Annotated in this window: 17 protein-coding genes, 1 tRNA gene and 1 other RNA gene; 8 read left to right on the top strand and 11 right to left on the bottom strand. The window is 75.3% G+C overall.

Going from position 1 to position 19,831, the window contains the following annotated elements; translation table 11 throughout:
• Window positions 1–16: 16 nt before the first annotated feature.
• Complete coding sequence (locus ACIP60_RS14485) at window positions 17–1,840, bottom strand: prolyl oligopeptidase family serine peptidase (protein WP_400683603.1); 1,824 nt, start codon at window positions 1,838–1,840, stop codon at window positions 17–19.
• Window positions 1,841–1,992: 152 nt separating this feature from the next.
• Here ACIP60_RS14485 and ACIP60_RS14480 point away from each other — a divergent pair, with 152 nt between their 5' ends.
• On the top strand, window positions 1,993–2,568 hold the full coding sequence (locus tag ACIP60_RS14480) for a hypothetical protein (RefSeq protein WP_400683600.1): 576 nt from the start codon (window positions 1,993–1,995) through the stop codon (window positions 2,566–2,568).
• A 66-nt stretch (window positions 2,569–2,634) separates the two neighbouring features.
• Here the strand turns inward: ACIP60_RS14480 and ACIP60_RS14475 are convergent, their stop codons facing one another.
• Window positions 2,635–3,468 (bottom strand): helix-turn-helix transcriptional regulator, encoded by an 834-nt coding sequence (locus ACIP60_RS14475; protein ID WP_400683598.1) that lies wholly within the window; start codon window positions 3,466–3,468, stop codon window positions 2,635–2,637.
• A gap of 215 nt (window positions 3,469–3,683) precedes the next feature.
• Between ACIP60_RS14475 and ACIP60_RS14470 the strand changes: the two genes are divergently transcribed.
• Window positions 3,684–4,442, top strand: coding sequence for an SDR family oxidoreductase (locus tag ACIP60_RS14470; RefSeq protein WP_400683596.1), 759 nt, complete (start codon window positions 3,684–3,686; stop codon window positions 4,440–4,442).
• Window positions 4,443–4,492: 50 nt separating this feature from the next.
• Here the strand turns inward: ACIP60_RS14470 and ACIP60_RS14465 are convergent, their stop codons facing one another.
• The 8 genes from ACIP60_RS14465 to ffs all read right to left on the bottom strand — a co-directional run bounded on the left by ACIP60_RS14465 (window position 4,493) and on the right by ffs (window position 12,371).
• Complete coding sequence (locus tag ACIP60_RS14465) at window positions 4,493–5,608, bottom strand: hypothetical protein (protein ID WP_400683594.1); 1,116 nt, start codon at window positions 5,606–5,608, stop codon at window positions 4,493–4,495.
• Window positions 5,601–6,128 (bottom strand): SigE family RNA polymerase sigma factor, encoded by a 528-nt coding sequence (locus ACIP60_RS14460; RefSeq protein ID WP_199847139.1) that lies wholly within the window; start codon window positions 6,126–6,128, stop codon window positions 5,601–5,603. Before ACIP60_RS14460 ends, ACIP60_RS14465 begins: the two co-directional genes overlap by 8 nt.
• A gap of 269 nt (window positions 6,129–6,397) precedes the next feature.
• On the bottom strand, window positions 6,398–7,681 hold the full coding sequence (locus tag ACIP60_RS14455) for an aspartate kinase (RefSeq protein WP_400683592.1): 1,284 nt from the start codon (window positions 7,679–7,681) through the stop codon (window positions 6,398–6,400).
• Between the two features lie 251 nt (window positions 7,682–7,932).
• Window positions 7,933–8,604: a DUF5063 domain-containing protein gene (locus tag ACIP60_RS14450; protein WP_111553729.1), complete on the bottom strand. Its 672-nt coding sequence runs from the start codon at window positions 8,602–8,604 to the stop codon at window positions 7,933–7,935.
• A complete protein-coding gene (recR, locus tag ACIP60_RS14445) occupies window positions 8,597–9,196 on the bottom strand; it encodes a recombination mediator RecR (RefSeq protein ID WP_100838613.1) in 600 nt (199 codons plus the stop codon). Before recR ends, ACIP60_RS14450 begins: the two co-directional genes overlap by 8 nt.
• A gap of 333 nt (window positions 9,197–9,529) precedes the next feature.
• Window positions 9,530–9,844: a YbaB/EbfC family nucleoid-associated protein gene (locus ACIP60_RS14440; protein WP_370447598.1), complete on the bottom strand. Its 315-nt coding sequence runs from the start codon at window positions 9,842–9,844 to the stop codon at window positions 9,530–9,532.
• A 189-nt stretch (window positions 9,845–10,033) separates the two neighbouring features.
• Window positions 10,034–12,214: a DNA polymerase III subunit gamma and tau gene (locus ACIP60_RS14435; protein ID WP_400683589.1), complete on the bottom strand. Its 2,181-nt coding sequence runs from the start codon at window positions 12,212–12,214 to the stop codon at window positions 10,034–10,036.
• 66 nt (window positions 12,215–12,280) lie between these two features.
• Window positions 12,281–12,371: signal recognition particle sRNA small type (gene ffs, locus ACIP60_RS14430), an RNA gene on the bottom strand.
• Between the two features lie 132 nt (window positions 12,372–12,503).
• On the opposite strand from ffs, the gene ACIP60_RS14425 reads away from it, so the two are divergent.
• From ACIP60_RS14425 to ACIP60_RS14410, 4 genes are all read left to right on the top strand, one after another.
• Window positions 12,504–12,588 (top strand) — tRNA-Ser (locus ACIP60_RS14425).
• 95 nt (window positions 12,589–12,683) lie between these two features.
• A complete protein-coding gene (locus ACIP60_RS14420) occupies window positions 12,684–12,962 on the top strand; it encodes a CopG family transcriptional regulator (protein WP_400683587.1) in 279 nt (92 codons plus the stop codon).
• Window positions 12,959–13,378 carry a hypothetical protein gene (locus tag ACIP60_RS14415; protein ID WP_400683585.1) on the top strand — a complete coding sequence of 140 codons (420 nt, stop codon included), beginning with the start codon at window positions 12,959–12,961 and terminating at the stop codon, window positions 13,376–13,378. Before ACIP60_RS14420 ends, ACIP60_RS14415 begins: the two co-directional genes overlap by 4 nt.
• Before the next feature lie 298 nt (window positions 13,379–13,676).
• Window positions 13,677–15,764 (top strand): histidine kinase, encoded by a 2,088-nt coding sequence (locus ACIP60_RS14410; protein ID WP_400683582.1) that lies wholly within the window; start codon window positions 13,677–13,679, stop codon window positions 15,762–15,764.
• 20 nt (window positions 15,765–15,784) lie between these two features.
• On the opposite strand, the gene ACIP60_RS14405 is transcribed toward ACIP60_RS14410, so the two are convergent.
• A complete protein-coding gene (locus ACIP60_RS14405; protein WP_400683580.1) occupies window positions 15,785–16,393 on the bottom strand; it encodes a DNA-binding response regulator in 609 nt (202 codons plus the stop codon).
• 85 nt (window positions 16,394–16,478) lie between these two features.
• Here ACIP60_RS14405 and ACIP60_RS14400 point away from each other — a divergent pair, with 85 nt between their 5' ends.
• Entirely contained in the window at window positions 16,479–17,213 is a 735-nt protein-coding gene (locus ACIP60_RS14400) for an ABC transporter ATP-binding protein (protein ID WP_400683578.1), read from the top strand.
• Entirely contained in the window at window positions 17,213–19,669 is a 2,457-nt protein-coding gene (locus ACIP60_RS14395; protein WP_400683575.1) for an FtsX-like permease family protein, read from the top strand. The genes ACIP60_RS14400 and ACIP60_RS14395 overlap by 1 nt, the downstream gene beginning before the upstream one ends.
• Window positions 19,670–19,831: the final 162 nt, after the last annotated feature.

The following is a 19,831-nucleotide window of genomic DNA, read 5'->3' as shown; positions in this document are numbered from 1 at the left end:
TCCACCGGGCCGCAGCTCACCGGACGGCGCCGGGCGCCAGGTGGCGCCGGACGAAGTCGATCTCCAGCCGGAGCTGCTTGATCCGCTCGTCGACGACCAGCGAACCGTGCCCGGCATCGTAGCGGTACACCTCGTGGACCTTGCCGAGCTCCTCCAGCCTCCGCACGTAGTTGTCGATCTGCCGGATCGGGCAGCGCGGGTCGTTGAGGCCTGCCGAGATGTAGACCGGGGCCTTGACCTGCTCGACGTAGGTCAGCGGGGAGGAGGCCCGCCAGCGCTCCGGGACCTCCTCGGGGGTGCCGCCGAACAGCGTCCGGTCCAGGGACTTGAGCGCCTCCATCTCGTCGTCGTACGCGGTGAGGTAGTCGGCGACCGGGACGGCGGCCAGGCCGAGCGTCCAGTGGTCGGGCTGGGTGCCGAGGCCGAGCAGGGTGAGGTAGCCGCCCCAGGAGCCGCCGGAGAGCACCAGCCGGTCCGGGTCGGCCAGGCCGGAGGCGACCGCCCAGTCGCGGACCGCGCCGATGTCCTCCAGCTCGATCAGGCCGACGCGCTCGGTGAGGGCGTCGGTCCAGGCCTGCCCGTAGCCGGTGGAGCCGCGGTAGTTGACCCGGACGACGGCGAAGCCGTGGTCGAGCCAGGCGGCGGGCCCGGCGGCGAAGGAGTCGCTGTCGTGGTGGGTCGGGCCGCCGTGCACCTCGAACACCGTGGGGTGCGGACCCGGGCCGGACGGGCGCTGCACCAGGGCGTGCACCCGGCCGCCGGGGCCGTCCACCCAGACGTCCTCGACCGGCACCGAGCCGGGCGGGACCGGGCCGGGGGCCCGCAGCACCACCGCGCCGGAGGTGGAGCGCACCGCGGACGGCTCGGCGGCCGAGGACCAGAGGAACTCCACCGTGCCGTCGGGGCGGGCGGTGGCCCCGGCGACGGTGCCGCGCGGGGTGTCCAGCCTGGTCAGCTCGCCGGCCGCCAGGTCGTACGAGAACAGCTCCGAGCGGGCCTCGTACTCGTGCTCGATCAGCAGCGAGCGGGCGTCCGGCCGCCACTGCGCGGACAGGTCGCCGGGGAACGGGCGGCCCCGCTCGTCGCGGAGCCGCAGCTCGGTCTCGGTGCCGGCCGCGACGTCCCACAGCATCGGCTCCCAGCGGCCGGTGCGCTGGTGGGCGACCAGCAGCCGGGTGTCGCCGGGGGCGGGCGCGAAGCCCAGGCAGGCGACGCCGCGCGGCTCGGCCCGGCCGGTGACCTCGTCGAGCTCGGCGACGGTGGCGCCGTCCGCCAGGCGCAGCACCCGGATCGCCGAGTGCATCGCGTCGCCGTGCTCGGTGTGGTCGACGGCCAGCAGGGTGCTGTCGTGCGAGAGGTCGCCGACGCCGCCGTACTCGGCGTGGTGGTAGACCACCTCGGGCTCGGCGGCGCCCGGGCGGCGCAGGTACAGGGTGGTGCCCTCGTCGTCGGTGGAGGTGCCGACCACCACGGTGCCGTCGCGGCCGAGCGCCAGGCCCGCCGAGTACGCGGCGGGCACGCCCGGGACCGCCTCCTGGTCGGGGCCGCCCGCGAAGGGCTGGCGGCGCCAGACCCCGAACTCGTCGCCGTCGGTGTCGTCGAACCACCAGATCCACTGCCCGTCGGGGGCGAGTTCGGCGTCGGTGGTGCCGTTGGGCCGGTCGGTGACCCGGCGGTGCTCGTCGGTGGAGCGGTCCCACGCGTACACCTCGTAGGTGCCGGTCGCGTTGGACACGTACAGCGCCCGGTCGGGTGCCTCGTCCGCCCAGTCGGGCAGGGAGACCCGCGCCGCCCGGAACCGCTGCTCCCACTCCGGAACGACGTTCGTCTGCTCGTTCATGTCCTCATCCAACCCGATGCCGGGGGGTGATCGGAACGGATCGGCGCAGCGGAGGGGATCGGTTCGGACACGGAGCTGGTGCGGTGCGGGGACTGACGGGCTATCAACGGTACCGTGACAAACACGGACATATCGACCGGAGGAGTCTCCCCGTGACCGTCCCCGCGCCCCCGCTCGACCGGCTCGACGCGCGCGAACTCGCGCGGGAGCTGGGCCTGGTCGAGGAGATCGAGCAGTACCTGGCCGGGCTGCCCGGCCGGTCCGGACCGGCCGTCCCGCCGGGCCCCGGTCCGGCCGCCCCGGCGCCGTGCCCGCCCGGCGCGCACGGCAGCGTCCGGCAGCCCTGGAACCACGGGCACCCGCTGCCCCGCCGCTCGCTGCTCGACCTGCTGGCCCGCCGCCCGGCCCGCCCGGCCGAGGTCACCGTCGCCGGGCACCTGCGGCTGACCTCCCGCTACCTCGCGGAGGCGGGCTGGACGCAGGGCGCGCTGTGGGACGACCGGGGCCGGGTCTGCCTGCTGGGCGCGCAGACCGCCGTCCTGGCGCACGGCTACGGCACCGCGTACACGGTGCGCCGGGCCCGCGCCCAGGTGATGGAGGTGCTGCACGCCACCGGCCGCCCCGTGCCCTCCCCCGACGTGTGGAACGACCGCCCGGGCCGCCGCCAGGCCGAGGTGCACGCCCTGCTGGAGCGGGCCCGGGCCCGCGCGCACGCCCTCGGGATCTGACCGGCCGCGGCGGGCGCCGCCGACGGCCGCGCGGCCAGCGGGCCGGGCCGGACGGTACGGCCTCAATCAGCGGCCCGGGCCCGGGCCCGACGGCACGGCCGCGGTGAGCGCCGCCAGCCGCTCGGCGGTCACCGAGCCCGGCTCGACGGTGTAGACGACCAGCAGCAGCCCCGGCTCGCCGGGCGGGGCCAGCGTCTCGTACCCGAAGTCCAGCTCCCCGGCCCGCGGGTGGCGCAGCAGCTTGCGCCCGGACGCCTTCTCCCGGACGCCGTGCCGGGCCCACAGCTCGGCGAACAGCGGGCTCCCGGCGGTCAGTTCGGCCAGCAGCGCGGCCAGGTCGGGGTCGTCGGGGTGCCGGGCCGCGTCCAGCCGCAGGTGGGCGACGGTCTCGGCGGCGACCCGCTCGAAGTCCCGGTAGAGCCGCCCGCCGGCCTCGGTGAGGAAGGCGTGCCGGGCCATGTTGCGTTCGCCGGGCGGCAGTTCGGAGAACCCGATCACCGCGTCGGCCGGGGCGTTCCAGGCCGGGACGTCCATGCAGCGGCCGAGCACGAACGCCGGGGTCGCCAGCGCGTCCAGCACCAGCCGCAGCCCCGGCCGGACCTGCCGGGGCGGGCGCCGGGACGCCCCGCGCGGCGGGTGCGCCAGGGCGTGCAGGTGGCCGCGCTCGGTGCCGTCCAGCCGCAGCACCCGGGCCACCGCGTCCAGCACCTCCGCGGAGACGCCGCCGCCCCGGCCCTGTTCGAGCCGCACGTAGTAGTCGACGCTCACCCCCGCCAGCTGCGCGACCTCCTCGCGGCGCAGCCCCGGCACCCGGCGGCGCCGCCCCAGCTCCGGCAGGCCCACGTCGGACGGCCTGATCCGGCCCCGGCGCTGCCGCAGGAACTCCCCCAGTTCGCTCATGCCCCGACGATACGTCCGGGGCGCCGGCCGCCGCGAAGGTGGTTCTCCCGGACCCAGGAAAAACAGCGCCCTGGGTGGCCCCGCCGTCCGCGACCAGACTCGTCCCGTCGGCAGGACGACGCAGTCCGCGGCCCTGAACGCCGCGCACAGGCACACCGGCACGCACGGGCACACCGGCACGCAGGCACGGACTCGATTCGAGGAGAGCGATTCCCATGGGTTACCCCGCACTGAACGGTCGGACCGCGGTCGTCACCGGCGCCGCCAGCGGCATCGGCGAGGCGATCGCCCGGCAGCTGGCCGCGGACGGCGTCCGGGTCGCGCTGCTGGCCCGCCGGGCCGACCGGCTGGCCGCGCTGGCCGCCGAACTCGGGCCGCGGGCGCTCGCGGTGGCCGCCGACGTCACCGACCAGGACTCGGTCGACGCGGCGCGGCGGCTCGTCCACGACGCCTTCGGCCGGGTCGACCTGCTGGTCAACGCGGCCGGCGTGATGCTGCCGAACCCGATCGGCGACGGCCGGGTCGACGAGTGGTCCCGCATGATCGACACCAACCTGACCGGCGCGCTGCGGATGATCCGCGCCTTCGGCCCCGACCTGGTCGCCGCCGCGGCGGCCGGGGCCACCGCCGACCTGGTCGACATCTCCTCGATCGGCGCGGACGTGGTCTTCCCCCACTACGCGGTCTACGGCGCCACCAAGGCCGCGCTGACCCAGCTCTCGGCCGCCCTGCGCAGCGAGTACGGCCCGCGCGACGTGCGGGTCACCAACGTCGAGCCCGGGCTGACCGACACCGAGCTGGGCACCCACATCGACAACCCGGGGCTGGGCCCGGACGGCCAGCTCGGCGAGATGTTCGACGCGATCGGCACGCTCGCCGCCGCGGACGTCGCCGACCTGGTCGCCTACGCGGCCAGCCGCCCCCGGCACGTGAACCTGCGCCAGCTGGTGGTGCTGCCCACCCGGCAGGCGTGACCGCAGCACACCGGGACGGCCCGGGCGCGCACCGGGACGGCCCCGGCGCCTCAGGGCGTGGCGCTCGGCGAGGGCTGGCCGGCGGGGCCGGGGGCGGGCTCCGGGCCGGTCCAGTAGACCGTGCCGCCGCAGCCCGCCGGCAGCGTGGTGCCGACGGGGCGGCCCGCGGCGGCGGTGATCGGATCGGGGGTGTAGCCGAGCGCGAAGGCGGCGTCCGGCGGGGGGCCGGCGGTCGCGCCGGAACTCGGGTCGGCGGTCGGGGTCGGGTCGGCCGCGACGGCGGCCTGGGTCGGCCCGGGGGCCGGGTCGGCGGCGGCGACGGCGGTGTCGGTGCCGCCGCCGGGCAGCGCGCCGCCGCTGGCGGCCGGGGTGGGCTGCGGCGGCCCGGCCGGGCCGGTGGGCGAGTCGGAGGCGGTGGGGCAGCGGGTGGGCACCCAGGCGAAGCGCACCAGGTACGAGCCGCCCGCGCCGAGCAGGACGTCGGCGGGCAGCGCCGCCGGGTCGGGCAGCGAGCCGGCCGGGTCGCCGACGCTGTGCGCGAGCAGGCGGACGCCGCTCGCCCCGGTGCCCAGGGCGAGCGTGCCGGGGCCGGGGAGCCGGCAGGTGCGGGTGCCGGTGTTGGTCAGCCGGAACCAGCCGTACACCTTGCCGCTGACCGGATCGGCGGCGGCCTGCTGGACGTCGGCCCGGCCGAGGTCGGTGCCGGTGCAGGCCGGTGCGGCGGCGGGCGAGCTACCGGGCCCGGCGGCGGCGGACGGGTCGGCGGAGGCCCCGGGGCCGGTCGCGGCCGGGTCGGTGGGGGGCAGGGCGACGGTGGTGTGCGGGTGGCCGGGCTGGCTGCCGGGCGTCCTGGTCGGGCTGCTGCCGGGGCCGGGCGCGGCCGGGCCGCCGGTGGAGTCCCCGGACAGGCTGAACGGCTGGGTGGCGTTCACCACCGGCAGCGCGGCGATGGCGGCGGCCAGCACCACGGCCCCGCCCACCGCGCGTCGGCGCACGGCGCGGCGGCGCGGTACGGCGGCGCGCAGCCGGGGCAGCGCGCCGGGTTCGGGTTCGACGGCGGCGACGGCCCGGTGCAGCCGCTCGCGGAGCCGGTCCTCGGTCAGGCCCTCGCCCGGCGCGCCCCCGGGGAGGGCTCCCCCGGGGAGGGCGGGCCCGTCCTCAGTCATCGCCCTGCTCCATCCGCACCCGCAGGGCGGCGAGCCCGCGCGACCCGTACGCCTTCACCGAGCCGATGGAAATGCCGAGCACCTCCGCGACCTGAGCCTCCGTCAGGTCCGCGTAGTAGCGCAGCACCAGTACCTCCCGCTGACGGCGTTGCAACCCCCGGAGCGCGGCCTTGAGTTCGTCGCGCTCCAGCGCATCGTAAGCCCCCTCTTCTGCACTGGCCATGTCAGGCATGGGCTTGGGCAGCAGCCGGAGGCCGAGCAGGCGGCGGCGCAGGGTCGACCGGGACAGGTTGACCACGGTCTGCCGCAGGTAGGCGAGCGTCTTCTCGGGGTCGCGGACCCGGCGCCGGGCGGCGTGCACCCGGATGAACGCCTCCTGCACGACGTCCTCGCAGGAGGACAGGTCGTCCAGCAGCAGCGCGGCGAGCCTCAGCAGGGAACGGTAGTGGGCCCGGTAGGTGTCGGTGAGCTGGTCGACGCTGGCCCCGGTCGCGTCCGCTGCCGCCGCGGCAAAGCCCATCCGACTACCGCCCCGCCGGGCCGCCCCGGGCAGGGCGGCCGCCACCGCCGCCCCGGTCACGTTCATCACGATGGTTGGACACACGATCCCCTGTCCTGGTTGCCCCGGCCCGGGGGCATTCTTGCGGGAAGAGGAATCCCCCTCCCGAGCGCACTGGCTCCGAAGGGGGATTCTGGCAGACCCGGCGGACGGGCCGGGTCCGCTTCACCCGTCCCGCACACAACCGTTGCGGTGTGGGTATCCGGCGAACCCGGACGGGCCGCGCCGTCTCAGCGGCCGGTGCCGCCGTAGACGACCGCCTCGTCGCTCTCGCTGTCCAGGCCGAACGCGGTGTGCACGGCGCGGACCGCCTCCGGCACGTCCTCCGCGCGGGTGACCACCGAGATCCGGATCTCCGAGGTGGAGATCAGCTCGATGTTCACGCCCGCCTCGGAGAGCGCCTCGAAGAACGTCGCCGTGACGCCCGGGTTGGAGCGCATGCCGGCGCCGACCAGCGAGATCTTGCCGATCGCGTCGTCGAAGCGCAGCGACTCGTAGCCGATGCCCTCCTTGACCCGGTTCAGCGCCTCGATGGCCTTCTGCCCCTCGTGGGTGGGCAGCGTGAAGGAGATGTCGGTCAGGCCGGTGGCCGCGGCCGACACGTTCTGCACGACCATGTCGATGTTGACCTCGGCGTCCGCGATCGCGCGGAAGATCCGGGCCGCCTCGCCCGGCTTGTCGGGCACGCCGACGACGGTGACCTTGGCCTCCGACGTGTCGTGGGCGACTCCGGAGATGATGGCCTGCTCCATCTCGCCCCCTTCGGGCTTCTTGTTCGGGTTGGTGCCGCTGACGATCGTCCCCGGGAGACCGGAGAACGACGATCGTACGTGAATCGGGATGTTGTAGCGCCGCGCGTACTCCACGCAGCGGTCGAGCAGCACCTTCGAGCCGGACGAGGCCAGCTCCAGCATGTCCTCGAAGGCGATCCAGTCGATCTTGCGGGCCTTCTTGACCACCCGCGGGTCGGCGGTGAACACGCCGTCCACGTCGGTGTAGATCTCGCAGACCTCGGCGCCCAGCGCGGCCGCCAGCGCCACCGCGGTGGTGTCCGAGCCGCCGCGGCCCAGCGTGGTGATGTCCTTGGAGACCTGCGACACGCCCTGGAAGCCCGCCACGATCGCGATGTTGCCCTCGTCCAGGGCGGCCCGGATCCGGCCCGGCGTCACGTCGATGATGCGCGCCTTGTTGTGGGTCGAGTCGGTAATCACGCCGGCCTGGCTGCCGGTGAACGACTGGGCGTCGAAGCCCAGTGTCCGGATCGCCATGGCCAGCAGCGCCATCGAGATGCGCTCTCCGGCGGTCAGCAGCATGTCGAACTCGCGGCCGGACGGAATAGGGGTCACCTGTTCCGCGAGCTCGATGAGTTCGTCCGTGGTGTCACCCATCGCGGAGACCACGACGACGACCTCGTGGCCGGCCTTCCTGGTGTCCACGATGCGGCGGGCGACGCGCTTGATGCCTTCGGCATCCGCGACGGATGAGCCGCCGTACTTCTGCACGACAAGGCCCACGGGGGCTCCTCGACTTGGGGTGGTAGGTCGCGGTCAGTCTAACGAGCAGGGGTTCTCCGGCCGGCGCTTTCCACATCGTGAGATGCGGATATCGAACTCTGGTCACCGCCGACCGGCAGGTCTGCGGGCCCCGGCCGCCCGTCCCGAAGAATCGCCGCCCGGGCAGCGCCCGCCACCCGGAATCTTCGCCTCCGGGGTGCCGATGACAGATGCGTCACACCCGGAGGCGGGCCCCTGCGGACCGCGTGGGCCTACAGCCCGAGTTCGGCCGCCATCAGGTCGCCGGCCTGCTGCTCCAGCTGCTCGTCCGTCAGCCCGTCGTCGTCGGTGTCCGCGCCGTCCGGCACCGCGCCCAGCGGCGAGTCCAGCCGGACGTGCGCGACCAGCGACTGCAGCGCGCGCAGCACCGCCGAGCAGGTCGAGCCCCAGTTGGACAGGTAGGAGAACTGCCACCACCACAGCGCCTCCGAGACCCGGCCCTCGCGGTAGTGCGTCAGCCCGTGCCGCAGCTCGCTGACCACGCCCGCCAGGTCGTCCGAGATCCGGAACGCGCTCGGCTTCTCCGGCGGACCGTACGGGTCGAACACCTCGTGGTAGACGTCGATCGGCGCCAGCAGCTCGGCGAGCCGCTCGCGCAGCTCCACCCCGTCCGGCTCCGGACCGGTGTCCGGCTCGAAGCGGTCCTCGGGCAGCACGTCCTCGATCGCGCCCAGCCGGCCGCCCGCCAGCAGCAGCTGGGAGACCTCCAGCAGCAGCAGCGAGATCGCACTGCCCGGCTCGTCGCCCTTGGCGACCTCGGTGACGGCCAGCACGAAGCTCTCCACCGAGTCCGCGATCTGCACCGCGAAGTCGTCCGGGGCCTCGGTCCGGCCCAGCGGGCCCGGCAGTCCGGACAGTTCAGAGGTGTCGGTTCGGTCAGACATCGAGCAGTCGTCTCCCTTCGAACGCCCGGCCGAGGGTGACCTCGTCGGCGTACTCCAAGTCCCCGCCGACGGGCAGTCCGCTCGCCAGCCGGGTGACCTTGAGGCCCATCGGCTTGCACAGCCGGGCCAGGTAGGTCGCGGTCGCCTCCCCCTCCAGGTTGGGGTCGGTGGCCAGGATCAGCTCGGTGACCGTGCCGTCCGCGAGCCGGGTCATCAGCTCGCGGATCCGCAGGTCGTCCGGACCGACCCCCTCGATCGGGCTGATCGCCCCGCCCAGCACGTGGTAGCGACCGCGGAACTCGCGCGTCCGCTCGATCGCCACCACGTCCTTGGGCTCCTCCACCACGCAGATCACCGCGAGGTCGCGGCGCGGGTCCAGGCAGACCCGGCACCGCTCGGACTCCGCGACGTTGCCGCAGACCGCGCAGAACCGGACCTTCTCCTTGACCTGCTGCAGCGCGTGCGCCAGCCGGCGCACGTCCACCGGATCGGCCTGGAGGATGTGGAAGGCGATCCGCTGGGCGCTCTTCGGACCGACTCCGGGCAGTCTGCCCAGCTCGTCGATCAGGTCCTGCACCACGCCCTCGTACACCGTCACGCCTTCCTTCGACCGGGGTCCGGGGTTCGCACTCCGGTGCCTTCTCCGGTGCCATCATCCAACGAATCGGGCACCGGACACACCGCCCGACGCCCTACTGGCCCATAAATCACACAACCCGTTACCGGGGGTTCCCGGTCGTGCGCCCGGCGTGCACGCCCCGGTGGATCCGCGGGTCTGCGGGTCTGCGGGTTGCGGATCTGCGGGTCCACAGGTCTGCGGGTCCGCAGGGAGGGGTGGTTGCGGGGCGGGTGCCCCGTCGGCGGCAGACGGATACCCTCCGGAACGGACCGAATGCCGCCCGGGGACGAGCAGATGCCCCCGGTGTCAGAACGGCAGGCCGGGGATGCCGCCGCCGCCCAGGCCCTGGGTCAGCGGGCCCATCCGCTCGGCCTGCAGCTTCTGCGCCGCCGCGGCGGCGTCGCGCACCGCGGCCACCACCAGGTCGGCCAGGGTCTCGGTGTCCTCCGGGTCGACCGCCGCCGGGGAGATGGTCAGCGCGACCAGCTCGCCCGCACCGGTCGCCGTCGCCTCCACCAGGCCGCCGCCCGCGGAACCGGACACCCTCGCCTCGGCCAGCTCCTGCTGCGCCCGGGCGAGGTCCTCCTGCATCTTCTGCGCCTGCTTCAACAGCTGCTGCATGTTCGGCTGCCCACCAGGGAACACGGGACTCTCCTCGATCCGTCGACACTGCACACACCGGCGCGCACCCGGCCGAAACCGCCCGCACCGGCACCTCGCCCCCGAGCCTACGCGGCCGTCCGTCGGCCCCACGTCAGTTCCTGCCCGCCGTTTTGCCCGGCGCGGGGCGGCGGTCAGTTCGGGCGGCGGTCAGTTCGGGCGGTGGTGGATCTCCTCCAGCACCGTCGCGCCCAGCTCGCGGACGATCAGCTCCTGGGCGGAGAAGACGTCCTCGTTCAAGTCCGGGTCGTCCTCCTCCGGGACGTCGTCCTCCGGCGCCACGGCGGGCGGGGCCTGCACCGGCTGCGACCGCTGCTGCTGCGGCTGTTGCCGCTGCGGCGACGGCGGCTGCGCGGGCGGGGCCGGCACGGGGGCGGGCGCCTGCTGGACCGGGGCAGCCGGGGCCGGAGCCGGGGCCTGCGGGGCGGGGGCCGACCACTGCTGCTGCGGCTGCGGTGGCTGCGGCTGGGCGGCCGGGCGCGGGGCCGGGGCGCCCCAGCCGCCGGCCGCGGGAGCGGGCGGGGCCGCGGGCTGCCCGGCCGGCGGGTTCGTCGCGCCCGACGGGTCGACGATGCACTCCACCCGCCAGTCCACGCCCAGCGCGTCCGTCAGCGCCTGCCGCAGCACCTCGTCGCTGTGGCTGCCGACGAAGCTGTCCCGGGCGCCCGCGTTCACGAACGACACCTGGAGGGTGCTGCCGTCGAACCCGGCCACCTGGCCGTTCTGGCTCAGCAGGATCCAGGTGAACCGGCGGCGGTTCTTCACCGCCTCCAGGATCTGCGGCCACATCTGCCGGATCTGGCCCGCGCCCTGCTGCGCCGCCACCGAGGGCTGCACGCCGATCGGCGGCTGGACGGGTGCGGGCGCGGGGGCCGGGGCGGGCGCGGGAGCGGGTACAGGTGCCGCCGGAGCCGGGGCCTGGGCCGTCGGGGCCGGGGCGGCCGCCTGCTGCTGCGGTTGCTCACCGGGCGAGAAGCTGCGCGGGATCGGCCAGGCACCCGGAGCGGGACCGGCCGGCGCGGGGGCCTGCGGGGTCTGCGGAACCGGCGCGGGCTGGACGGCTGCGGGCGCCGGGGCCTGCTGCTGCGGCTGCTGCTGGGGCTGTTGCTGCGGCTGGGGCTCCGGCGCGGCGGCCATCGGCTGGAACGCCACCGGGGCGGCGAAACCGCCCGTCGCGGCGCGGCGCTCCAGCTTGTCCAGCCGGGCCTGCACCGAGAGCTCGTCCCCGTACGCGCCGGGCAGCATCACCCGGGCGCAGATCAGCTCCAACTGCAGCCTGGGCGCGGCGTTCCCGCGCATCTCGGTCAGACCGGTGTTCACCAGGTCCGCGGCGCGGCTCAGCTCGGCCGGGCCGAAGCGGTCGGCCTGCGCCTGCATGATCGCGATCCGGTCGGCCGGGGCGTCGATCAGGCTCTTCTCCCCCGCGTCCGGCACCGTGGCCAGGATCACCAGGTCGCGCAGCCGCTCCAGCAGGTCCGTCACGAACCGCCGCGGGTCGTGCCCGCCCTCGACCACCCGGTCGACCACCTGGAACACCGTCGCGCCGTCCTGCGCCGCGAAGGCGTCCACCACCTCGTCCAGCAGCGCCGCGTCCGTGTAGCCCAGCAGCGACGTCGCCATCTGGTACGTCACACCGGCCTCGCCGGCACCCGCCAGCAGCTGGTCCATCACCGACATCGAGTCGCGCACCGACCCGGCGCCGGCCCGCACCACCAGCGGGAACACCGCGTCCTCGACCTCGATGGCCTCCCGCCCGCACACCTGCGCCAGGTAGTCGCGCAGCGTGCCCGGCGGCACCAGGCGGAACGGGTAGTGGTGGGTGCGGGACCGGATCGTCCCGATCACCTTCTCCGGCTCGGTGGTCGCGAAGATGAACTTCAGGTGCTCCGGCGGCTCCTCCACCACCTTCAGCAGCGCGTTGAAGCCGGCCGAGGTCACCATGTGCGCCTCGTCCAGGATGAAGATCTTGTAGCGGCTGTGCACCGGCGCGAAGAACGCCCGCTCCCGCAGCTCGCGCGCGTCGTCCACACCACCGTGCGAGGCGGCGTCGATCTCGATCACGTCGATCGAACCCGGCCCGCCCGTCGCCAGGTCCTGGCAGGACTGGCACTCCCCGCACGGCTCCGGGGTCGGCCCCCGCTCGCAGTTCAGACAGCGGGCCAGGATGCGGGCGCTCGTCGTCTTCCCGCACCCGCGCGGCCCGCTGAACAGGTACGCGTGGTTGACCCGGTTGTTGCGCAGGGCCTGCTGGAGGGGGGAGGTCACGTGCTCCTGCCCGATGACCTCCGCGAAGGTCTCGGGGCGGTAGCGGCGGTACAGGGCTAGGGACACACCCCCGAAGATATCGGGACCAACCGACAAACGCCGCCGCCCACCCGCCAACACCCCACGAAACGCAAGGACCCCTCGCGCACCCGCCAGAGCCCTCCTACCCTTGCTGCCTTCCGGCCCTGGGGGAGTTCAGAGAGATAGCGCCACGCGAGGGGCTGCCCCAAGAGTAGCGGATCCCGACCCCCACTCCCCCCACCCACCCCCAACTCCGATCCCCAGGCCCACCCCCGCCACCCACCTGCGAGACCGTGGTCGCAACCACCCCTCCACGTGTACTAAGCTCTCCCACGGAGGATTCGCCTAGAGGCCTAGGGCGCACGCTTGGAAAGCGTGTTGGGGGCAACCCCTCACGAGTTCGAATCTCGTATCCTCCGCCTGATCGAAGGCCCGGACCGCAGTTGCGGTCCGGGCCTTCGGCGTTTCCCGGGAAGGCGGGCCAGCCTGTCGTATGGTGAGTATGGTGACGTATATGGCATCCAAGAAGGTCACTGTCACCCTCCCCGAGGAACTGCTGGACGAGATCCGCGCAGACAGCGCCGATCGCGGCCTCTCCGCCTACGTCGCCGACGCCCTCCGGGCCAAGCGCGACCGCGACCGCCTGCAGGAGCTGGTCGTGTGGCTGGAGGGGGAGCACGGGCCGGTCGGCAGTGACGAACGGGCTGCCGCCTACGCAGAACTGGACGACCTCGACGCGGAGCACGACCGGCGCCGCGCGGCCCGCGGCAAGAGCAGCGGGGCGGCCGCGTGAAGAAGCGCGCCGAGGAAGCCCGGCGGCTGCGCGTCTTCGTGCTGGACAGCGAGGCGCTGTCGCTCGCGGTCCGCGGCGACCGGATGATGATCGCCCGCCTCGACCTCGCCGCCCGCGGCGAGGCGGAGGTCGTCACCTCGCCGATGACCCTGGTCGAGGCGTACGACGCACGGACCACCGAGCAGCGCTGGGACTGGGTACTGTCACGGGTGAACGTCGCCGAACTCGGCAAGGACGAGGCCCGACAGGCACGTAGGCTGCTGGCGGATGCTGGCCTGCACGGGCACAAGTACGCGATCGACGCCGTGCTCTCGGTGGTGGCGTTGCGGCAACGGGGCCAGGTGACGGTCTTCACCTCCGACCCGGAGGACCTGGAGAGACTGCTGCCGGACCACGTCGTGGTGATGAAGGTCTGACCTGTCCGCACAAGCGGGAAGAACCTGAGCCGGCCAGGATGAACGTCGAAAGGCGGAGCCTGGTCTCAGTTTTGGTCTCATTCACCCCCGTCCGGCCGGGTTCAGCCGCCGCCCAGCGGTTCGTTCCGCCGCAGGTCAGGACGGTCGTGAACCCCGGCGGACAGTGCCGAGGAGAATGGGAAAGCGTGTTGGGGGCAACCCCTCACGAGTTCGCATCTCGTATCCTCCGCCGGCAGAAGGCCCGGACCGTTTCGACGGTCCGGGCCTTCGTCGTTCCGGGCCGCGTACGATGCGCCGGGTGGAGGGGGAACGCGGGCTGGTGGGGCGGCGGTTGGTGGTGGCGGTGGCCGTGGCGCTGGTGCTGGCCCACCTGCTGAAGGGGGTCGGGCGGGCCGCTGCGGAGCCGGTGACGGGGGCGGTGGTGGTGGGGGTCTGCCTCGTGCTGGTGGGGTTGCAGTCGCGGCACACCCGGAAACTTCCCGGGTGGGCCGGGTGGGCGGCCGTGGAGGTGGGGGCCGGGTTCCTCGCGGTGGGGCCGCTCGGGGTCTCGGTGGGTCTGCTGTGCCTGCCGGTGGCTTCGTCGTTGTTGGAGCGGCGTCGGGTGCTGCTGGTCCTGTTGGCGGTGGGGGCGGTGCTGGTGGAGGCGGTCCGGGCCCCGGGGGTGCGGGAGGCCGTCGACCTGCTGCTGACGGTCGCCCTGGGCGGCAGCATGCTCTACGCCGTGACCACGCTGGCGCTGCTGGCGGGCCGGGTCCACGACACGCGGCTGGAACTCGCGGCCTCCGCGGTCACCGGCGAGCGGCTGCGCATCGCGTCCGCGATGGGGAAGGGGTTGGACCCGGGCATGGCCGCGATCCGGGAGGCGGCGGAGCGCCGGGATCCGGCGGAGCTGGACGGGTTGATCGGCGTGGCCCGCCGGACGCTGGCGGCGGTCCGGGCCGCCGCAGCCGAGCTGCGCAGCCTCTCGCTGGCGCCGGAGGCGGCGAGCGCCCGCGCCCTGCTGGGTTCGGCGGGCGTCGCGGCCGAGCTGCGGATCGGGCACCGCGAGCCGCTGGGCCCGGCCGGGACGGTGCTGGCGACGGTGCTGCGGGAGGCGGTCACCGCGGTGGTGCGGGTCGGGGACGCCCGGCGGTGCGAGGTCTCGACCGAGGAACGGGCCGGGCGGGTGGTGCTGCGGGTGGTCAGCGACGGCGTGCCGACGGCGGCGCTCGGCGCGGACCTGCTCGACGACCTGGCGGGGCGGGTGCGCGCGGTCGGCGGCCGGCTGGCGGCGGGGCTGGAGGCCGACGGGCGCTTCGCGGTGGAGGCGTCGGTGCCCGTGACGCCGGCCTCGCCCGCCGTGGACCCGCCGGAGCTGCGGACCGCCCTCGGCCTGTACTGGTTCGTGCTCGCCGTGTTCTGCGCCAGGGCGTTGATGTTCGTCCCCGGCCCCCGGCTGGTCCTCGGGGTGGGGTGCGCGGCGGTCTTCTGCGCCTTCCAGGTCCGCTTCTCGATCCGGGACGCGACGCGGCACGCCCGCGCCGCGCTGCTCGCCTCCGCGGTGCTGGCGCTGCTGCCGCTCCCCTGGCTGGGTCGGAACTGGATCGGCGCGGCCGGCATCCTGGCCGGTTCGCTGCTGATCGCCCTGCCGCTGCGCGCGGGCGCGGCGCTGGCCGGCGCGGTGGCGGTGTCCGCCGGGGTCATCGGTGGCGGCGGCGCGGCCGCGGTGCCGCTGACCGCCGTGAGCGTGCTGATCACCTGCGTGGTGGTGTACGCGGTGCTTCGCCTGGTCCGGCTGGTGCGGGAGCTGGAGCGGACGGCGGACGGGCGGGCCCGGGCCGCCGTCGTCGCCGAACGGCTGCGCGCCGCCCGGGACCTGCACGACCTGCTCGGGCACGGTCTGACCGCGATCCTGCTCAAGGCCGAGCTGGCCCGGCGGCTGGCGGGCACCGATCCGGTCCGCTGCCGGGCCGAGCTGGCGGACATCGTGCGGCTGGCCGAGCGCGGCCGGGCCGAGCTGGGGACGGTGGCCGCCGACGGCCCCCGGCTGTCCTTCGCCGCCGAACTGGCTTCGGCGGCGGCGGTGCTGGAGGCCGCCGGGATCACCGTGGAGCTGGAGGAGGGGCCGGTACCGGACGCGGCGGGGGCCGTGCTGTCCGTGGTGCTGCGCGAGGCCGTCACCAACGTCCTGCGGCACAGCCGGGCCCGGTACGTGCGGATCGCCGTCTCGGCGGCCGGGGAGGCGGTGCGGCTGGAGGTGGAGAACGACGGCGTCGGGGCGGACGTCACCGCGCCCGGCTCCGGGATCGGCGGGCTGACGGTCCGGCTGGCCGGGGCGGGCGGCACCCTGGCCGCCGGGCCGGAGGACGGCTGGTACCTGCTGCGGGCCGAGGTGCCGCCGCGTTGAGCCGCGGGGGCCGGCGGCGGTCAGAGCCAGCCGGCCTCGCGGGCGATCCGGACGGCGTCCGTGCGGTTGCGGGCGTTCAGCTTGCCGACGACCGCGGTCAGGACGTTGCGCACCGTGCCGGTGGACAGGTGCAGGCGGGCGGCGATCTCGGGCGGCTCGGCGCCGCCGGCCAGTTCGCGCAGGACGTCGTTCTCGCGGCGGGTGAGCGGGTTGTCCGCCAGGTCCCAGGCGGCGACGGCCAGGGCCGGGTCCAGCACCCTTCCTCCGGCCGCCACCCGGCGGATGGCCGCGACCAGTTCGGCGGGCGGCGCGGTCTTCAGCAGGAAGCCGTCGACCTTCGCGTCCAGGGCCCGGCGGAGCAGCCCGGGGCGGCCCAGCGAGGTCAGCACCAACGTCCGGCAGGCCGGCAGCTTCTCCTTCAGCGCGGCGGCCGCCTGCAGGCCGTCCGTCCGGCCCGGCATCTCGATGTCCAGGACCGCCACGTCGGGGTGGAAGACCAGGGCCCGGGGCAGCACGTCGTCCGCCGAGTCCGTCTCCGCGACGACCTCCAGGTCGGGTTCCAGCCCGAGGAGGGCCACCAGTGCCCCGCGCACCACGTGCTGGTCCTCGGCCAGCAGGAGTCTGATCATGGCCCGACCCTACCCGTGACGACGTCACGGGTGCCGCGTGATCCCTTCCCTGGGAAGGGAGTTCGCGGGCCGGGAGGCTGGAGGCATGAGCGAAGCGATCACGTTGGACGCCGTGAGCAAGGTCCACGGCAAGGGGCGGGGCGCGGTCGCCGCGCTGCGGGAGGTGACGGTGCGGCTGCCGAAGGGCGGTTTCACCGCGGTGATGGGGCCGTCCGGTTCGGGCAAGAGCACCTTCCTGCACTGCGCGGCGGGCCTGGACCGCCCGACCGCCGGGACCGTCCGGCTCGGCGGCACCGACCTGTCCCGGCTGAGCGAGAAGGAGCTGACCGAACTGCGGCGCGAGCGCGCGGGGTTCGTGTTCCAGTCGTTCAACCTGGTCTCCGCGCTGACGGTCGAACAGAACGTCACGCTGCCGCTGCGGCTGGCCGGACACCGGGCCGACGCCGGGCGGCTGGCGGAACTCGTCCGCCGGGTGGGCCTGCAGGAGCGCACCGGCCACCGGCCGGGCCAGCTGTCCGGCGGCCAGCAGCAGCGGGTGGCGATCGCCCGGGCGCTGGTCTCGGACCCCGAGGTGGTGTTCGCCGACGAACCCACCGGCGCGCTGGACACGATGACGGCCCGTGAGGTGCTGGTCCTGCTGCGGCAGACCGTCGACGAGTTCGGCCAGACCCTCGTCATGGTCACCCACGACCCGGTCGCCGCGTCCTACGCCGACGAGGTGCTGTTCCTGGCCGACGGGCGGGTCGTCGACACCATGGCCGGACCGACCGCCGCCAAGGTCGCCGACCGGATGATCCGGCTGGGGGCGTGGAACCGGTGATGCTGGGACTCGCGCTCGCCACCCTCCGGCACCGCCGGGCCGGGTTCGCCGGCGCCTTCGTCGCCCTGTTCTGCGCCGCGGCCCTGGTCTGCGGCTGCGGGACGCTGCTGGTCACCGGCCTGGTCGGCGCCGTCCGGCCGGAGCGCTACGCGGCGGCGCCGATCGTGGTGTCCGGCGACCAGGAGGTGCACGCCGTCGTGGACAAGGGGAAGGGGAAGGTCAAGGAGAAGGCCAAGCCGATCGCGGACCGCGCCTGGGTGCCGGCCGCCCTCGCGGAGCGCGTCGCGGCGCTGCCGTCGGTGCGGGCCGTCGCCACCGAGGTGACCTTCCCGGCGCTGCTGCCCGGCGGCCCGGACCGCGGTTCGTGGGGCCACGGCTGGGAGTCCGCGCCGTTGGCCGGTCTCGCCCTGGCCGCCGGCCGCGCGCCCGCCGCCGACGACGAGGTGGTCGTCGACGCGGGCACCGCGGCCCGGGCGCACCTGTCGCCCGGCTCCGCCACGGTCGTCCGGGCTCCCTCGGGGACGCTGGGCGTGCGGGTGGTCGGGGTCACCGCGCGGGGCTTCGACAGCCAGGCCGCGGTCTTCTTCAGCACCGGCCGGGCCCGTACGCTCGCCGGCCACGACGGGCTGGTCAGCGCGATCGGCGTCTTCCCGTCCGCGCCATCGGCCGCCGCCGACGTCCGGGCGCTGCTGGCCGGCGCCCCGGGCGCGGTGGTGCGCACCGGCGACGACCGGGGGCGGGCGGAGTTCCCGGACGCCGCCGGGGCCGGGGTGCGCCTGGTCAGCATGGGCGCCGTGCTGGCCGGCACCTCGCTGCTGGTCGCCCTGCTGATCGTGGTCGGCACCTTCGGCCTGTCGATCCGGCAGCGGCAACGGGAGATCGCGGTGTTGCGGGCGGTGGCCGCGACCGGGCGGCAGGTCCGGAAGATGATCGGCGGCGAGGCGCTGGTGCTCGGCCTGTCCGCCGGGATTCCGGGTGCCGCCGCCGGTCTGCCGCTGGGCGGTTGGCTGGACGGCCGGTTCGTCGCCCTCGGCGTCGTCCCGGCCAACCTGCCCGTGGTGTTCTCGCCCTTCCCGGCGCTGGCCGCCGCGGCGGTCACGCTGCTGGCCGGCTGGGTGGCGGCCCGGGTCTCGGCGCGGCGGGCGACCGCGATCAGGCCGGTCGAGGCGCTCGGCGAGGCGGAGTCGAAGCCGCCGCGCCTGGCTCCGGCCCGGATCGGCTTCGGGGTGCTGGCCACGGCCGGCGCGACCGTGCTGACCGCCCTGCTGACCGTCCTGCACTCCGACCAGGCGTCGACGCCGGTCTGCTTCCTCGCCGTGCTGCTGTGGTGCACGGCGCTCTCGCTGCTCGGCCCGCCGGTGGCCGGAGCCGGGACGGCCGTGCTGTCCCTGCCGCTGCGGGCGTCCCGGACCGGCGGCTGGCTCGCCGTCCGGCACCTGCGGGCCGGGGCGCACCGGCTGGCGTCGGTGGTCGTGCCGCTGACCCTGCTGATCGCGATGGCCTGCACCATCCTGTTCACCCAGGCCACCACCGAGCACGCGGCCGCCGCCCAGCGCGAGCACGGCAGCACCGCCGACTTCGTGGTCGGCCCGCACGCTCCGGCCTCCGCCGCCGAGGCGCTCGCCGCGGTGCCGGGCGTCCGGACGGTGACCCGGGTCCTGCACAGTCAGGTCCGGGACGGGCTCACCAGGCGCGGCGTGCAGGCCGTCACCCCCGAGCGGCTGGCCGACACGCTGGACCTCGGCGTCACCGCCGGTGACCTCGACCGGCTGGCGGACGACACGGCGGCGGCCGCGGACGGGCTGGGCTACCGGCTCGGCCAGCGCATCCGGCTGACCCTCGCCGACGGCACCCCGGCGGAGGTGACGGTGGTCGCGCTCTACGGCCGCGGCCTCGGCTTCGGCGACCTGACCCTCGCGCACCACCTGGTCGCCGCCCACGTCGACGTGCCGCTGGACGACGAACTGCTGGTCCGCGGCGACGGCCTGACCCGGCAGTCGCTCACCGCCGCCCTGCGCGGCGACCCCGGGCTCGGGGTGCTCGACCGGGCCTCCGCCGCCGCGACGGACCGGTCCGGCGCGCAGATCGGCTACGTCACGCTCGGGCTGATCATCACCTTCGTGGCCATCGCCGTCGTCAACACCCTGGCCATGGGCATCGCCGACCGCCGCCACGAGTTCACCGCGCTGGCCCTGGCCGGTGCCACCCGGCGCCAGATCCGGCGGATGCTCGGCTGGGAGACCACGGTCGCCGTCACCCTCGCCACCGCCCTCGGCCTGGCCGTCGCCCTCACGGTGCTCAGCACCTACGCCGAGGGCATCACCCGCGGCACCGCCGGGGCGGCCGTCCCCGTCCCCGAACTCGCCCTGGTCCTCCTCGGCGCGGCCTCCCTCGCCGCCCTCGGCACCTGGCTCCCCGCCCGCACCACCCTGCGCCGACCGCACCGCCGGCCCTGAGGGGACCCGGCCGGGCAGCACGAGCCGGTTCGCGGGGCTGGTCCCGGGCCGCTGGCCCCGGTCTCGTTCAGTGCGGTCCGGCGGGGTCCGGCCGCTGCGGGGGACGTCTCCAGCAGCGGTCAGGGCGGGGGTGGACCCCGGCGGACGGCGCCGAGGAGACGT

The organism is Kitasatospora sp. NPDC088783, assembly GCF_044750705.1.
GTDB classification, from domain to species: domain Bacteria; phylum Actinomycetota; class Actinomycetes; order Streptomycetales; family Streptomycetaceae; genus Kitasatospora; species Kitasatospora fiedleri.
The sequence above is the reverse complement of the archived record's forward strand: the minus strand, read 5'-3'. Positions and strand labels throughout refer to the sequence as shown.

Coding starts and splice junctions, on each gene's coding strand:
- ACIP60_RS14485 (WP_400683603.1), bottom strand. CDS start 1,840: ATGAACGAGCAGACGAACGTCGTTCCGGAGTGGGAGCAGCGGTTCCGG.
- ACIP60_RS14475 (WP_400683598.1), bottom strand. CDS start 3,468: ATGAGCGAACTGGGGGAGTTCCTGCGGCAGCGCCGGGGCCGGATCAGG.
- ACIP60_RS14470 (WP_400683596.1), top strand. CDS start 3,684: ATGGGTTACCCCGCACTGAACGGTCGGACCGCGGTCGTCACCGGCGCC.
- ACIP60_RS14465 (WP_400683594.1), bottom strand. CDS start 5,608: ATGACTGAGGACGGGCCCGCCCTCCCCGGGGGAGCCCTCCCCGGGGGC.
- ACIP60_RS14460 (WP_199847139.1), bottom strand. CDS start 6,128: ATGGGCTTTGCCGCGGCGGCAGCGGACGCGACCGGGGCCAGCGTCGAC.
- ACIP60_RS14450 (WP_111553729.1), bottom strand. CDS start 8,604: ATGTCTGACCGAACCGACACCTCTGAACTGTCCGGACTGCCGGGCCCG.
- ACIP60_RS14440 (WP_370447598.1), bottom strand. CDS start 9,844: ATGCAGCAGCTGTTGAAGCAGGCGCAGAAGATGCAGGAGGACCTCGCC.
- ACIP60_RS14420 (WP_400683587.1), top strand. CDS start 12,684: ATGGCATCCAAGAAGGTCACTGTCACCCTCCCCGAGGAACTGCTGGAC.
- ACIP60_RS14405 (WP_400683580.1), bottom strand. CDS start 16,393: ATGATCAGACTCCTGCTGGCCGAGGACCAGCACGTGGTGCGCGGGGCA.
- ACIP60_RS14400 (WP_400683578.1), top strand. CDS start 16,479: ATGAGCGAAGCGATCACGTTGGACGCCGTGAGCAAGGTCCACGGCAAG.
- ACIP60_RS14395 (WP_400683575.1), top strand. CDS start 17,213: ATGCTGGGACTCGCGCTCGCCACCCTCCGGCACCGCCGGGCCGGGTTC.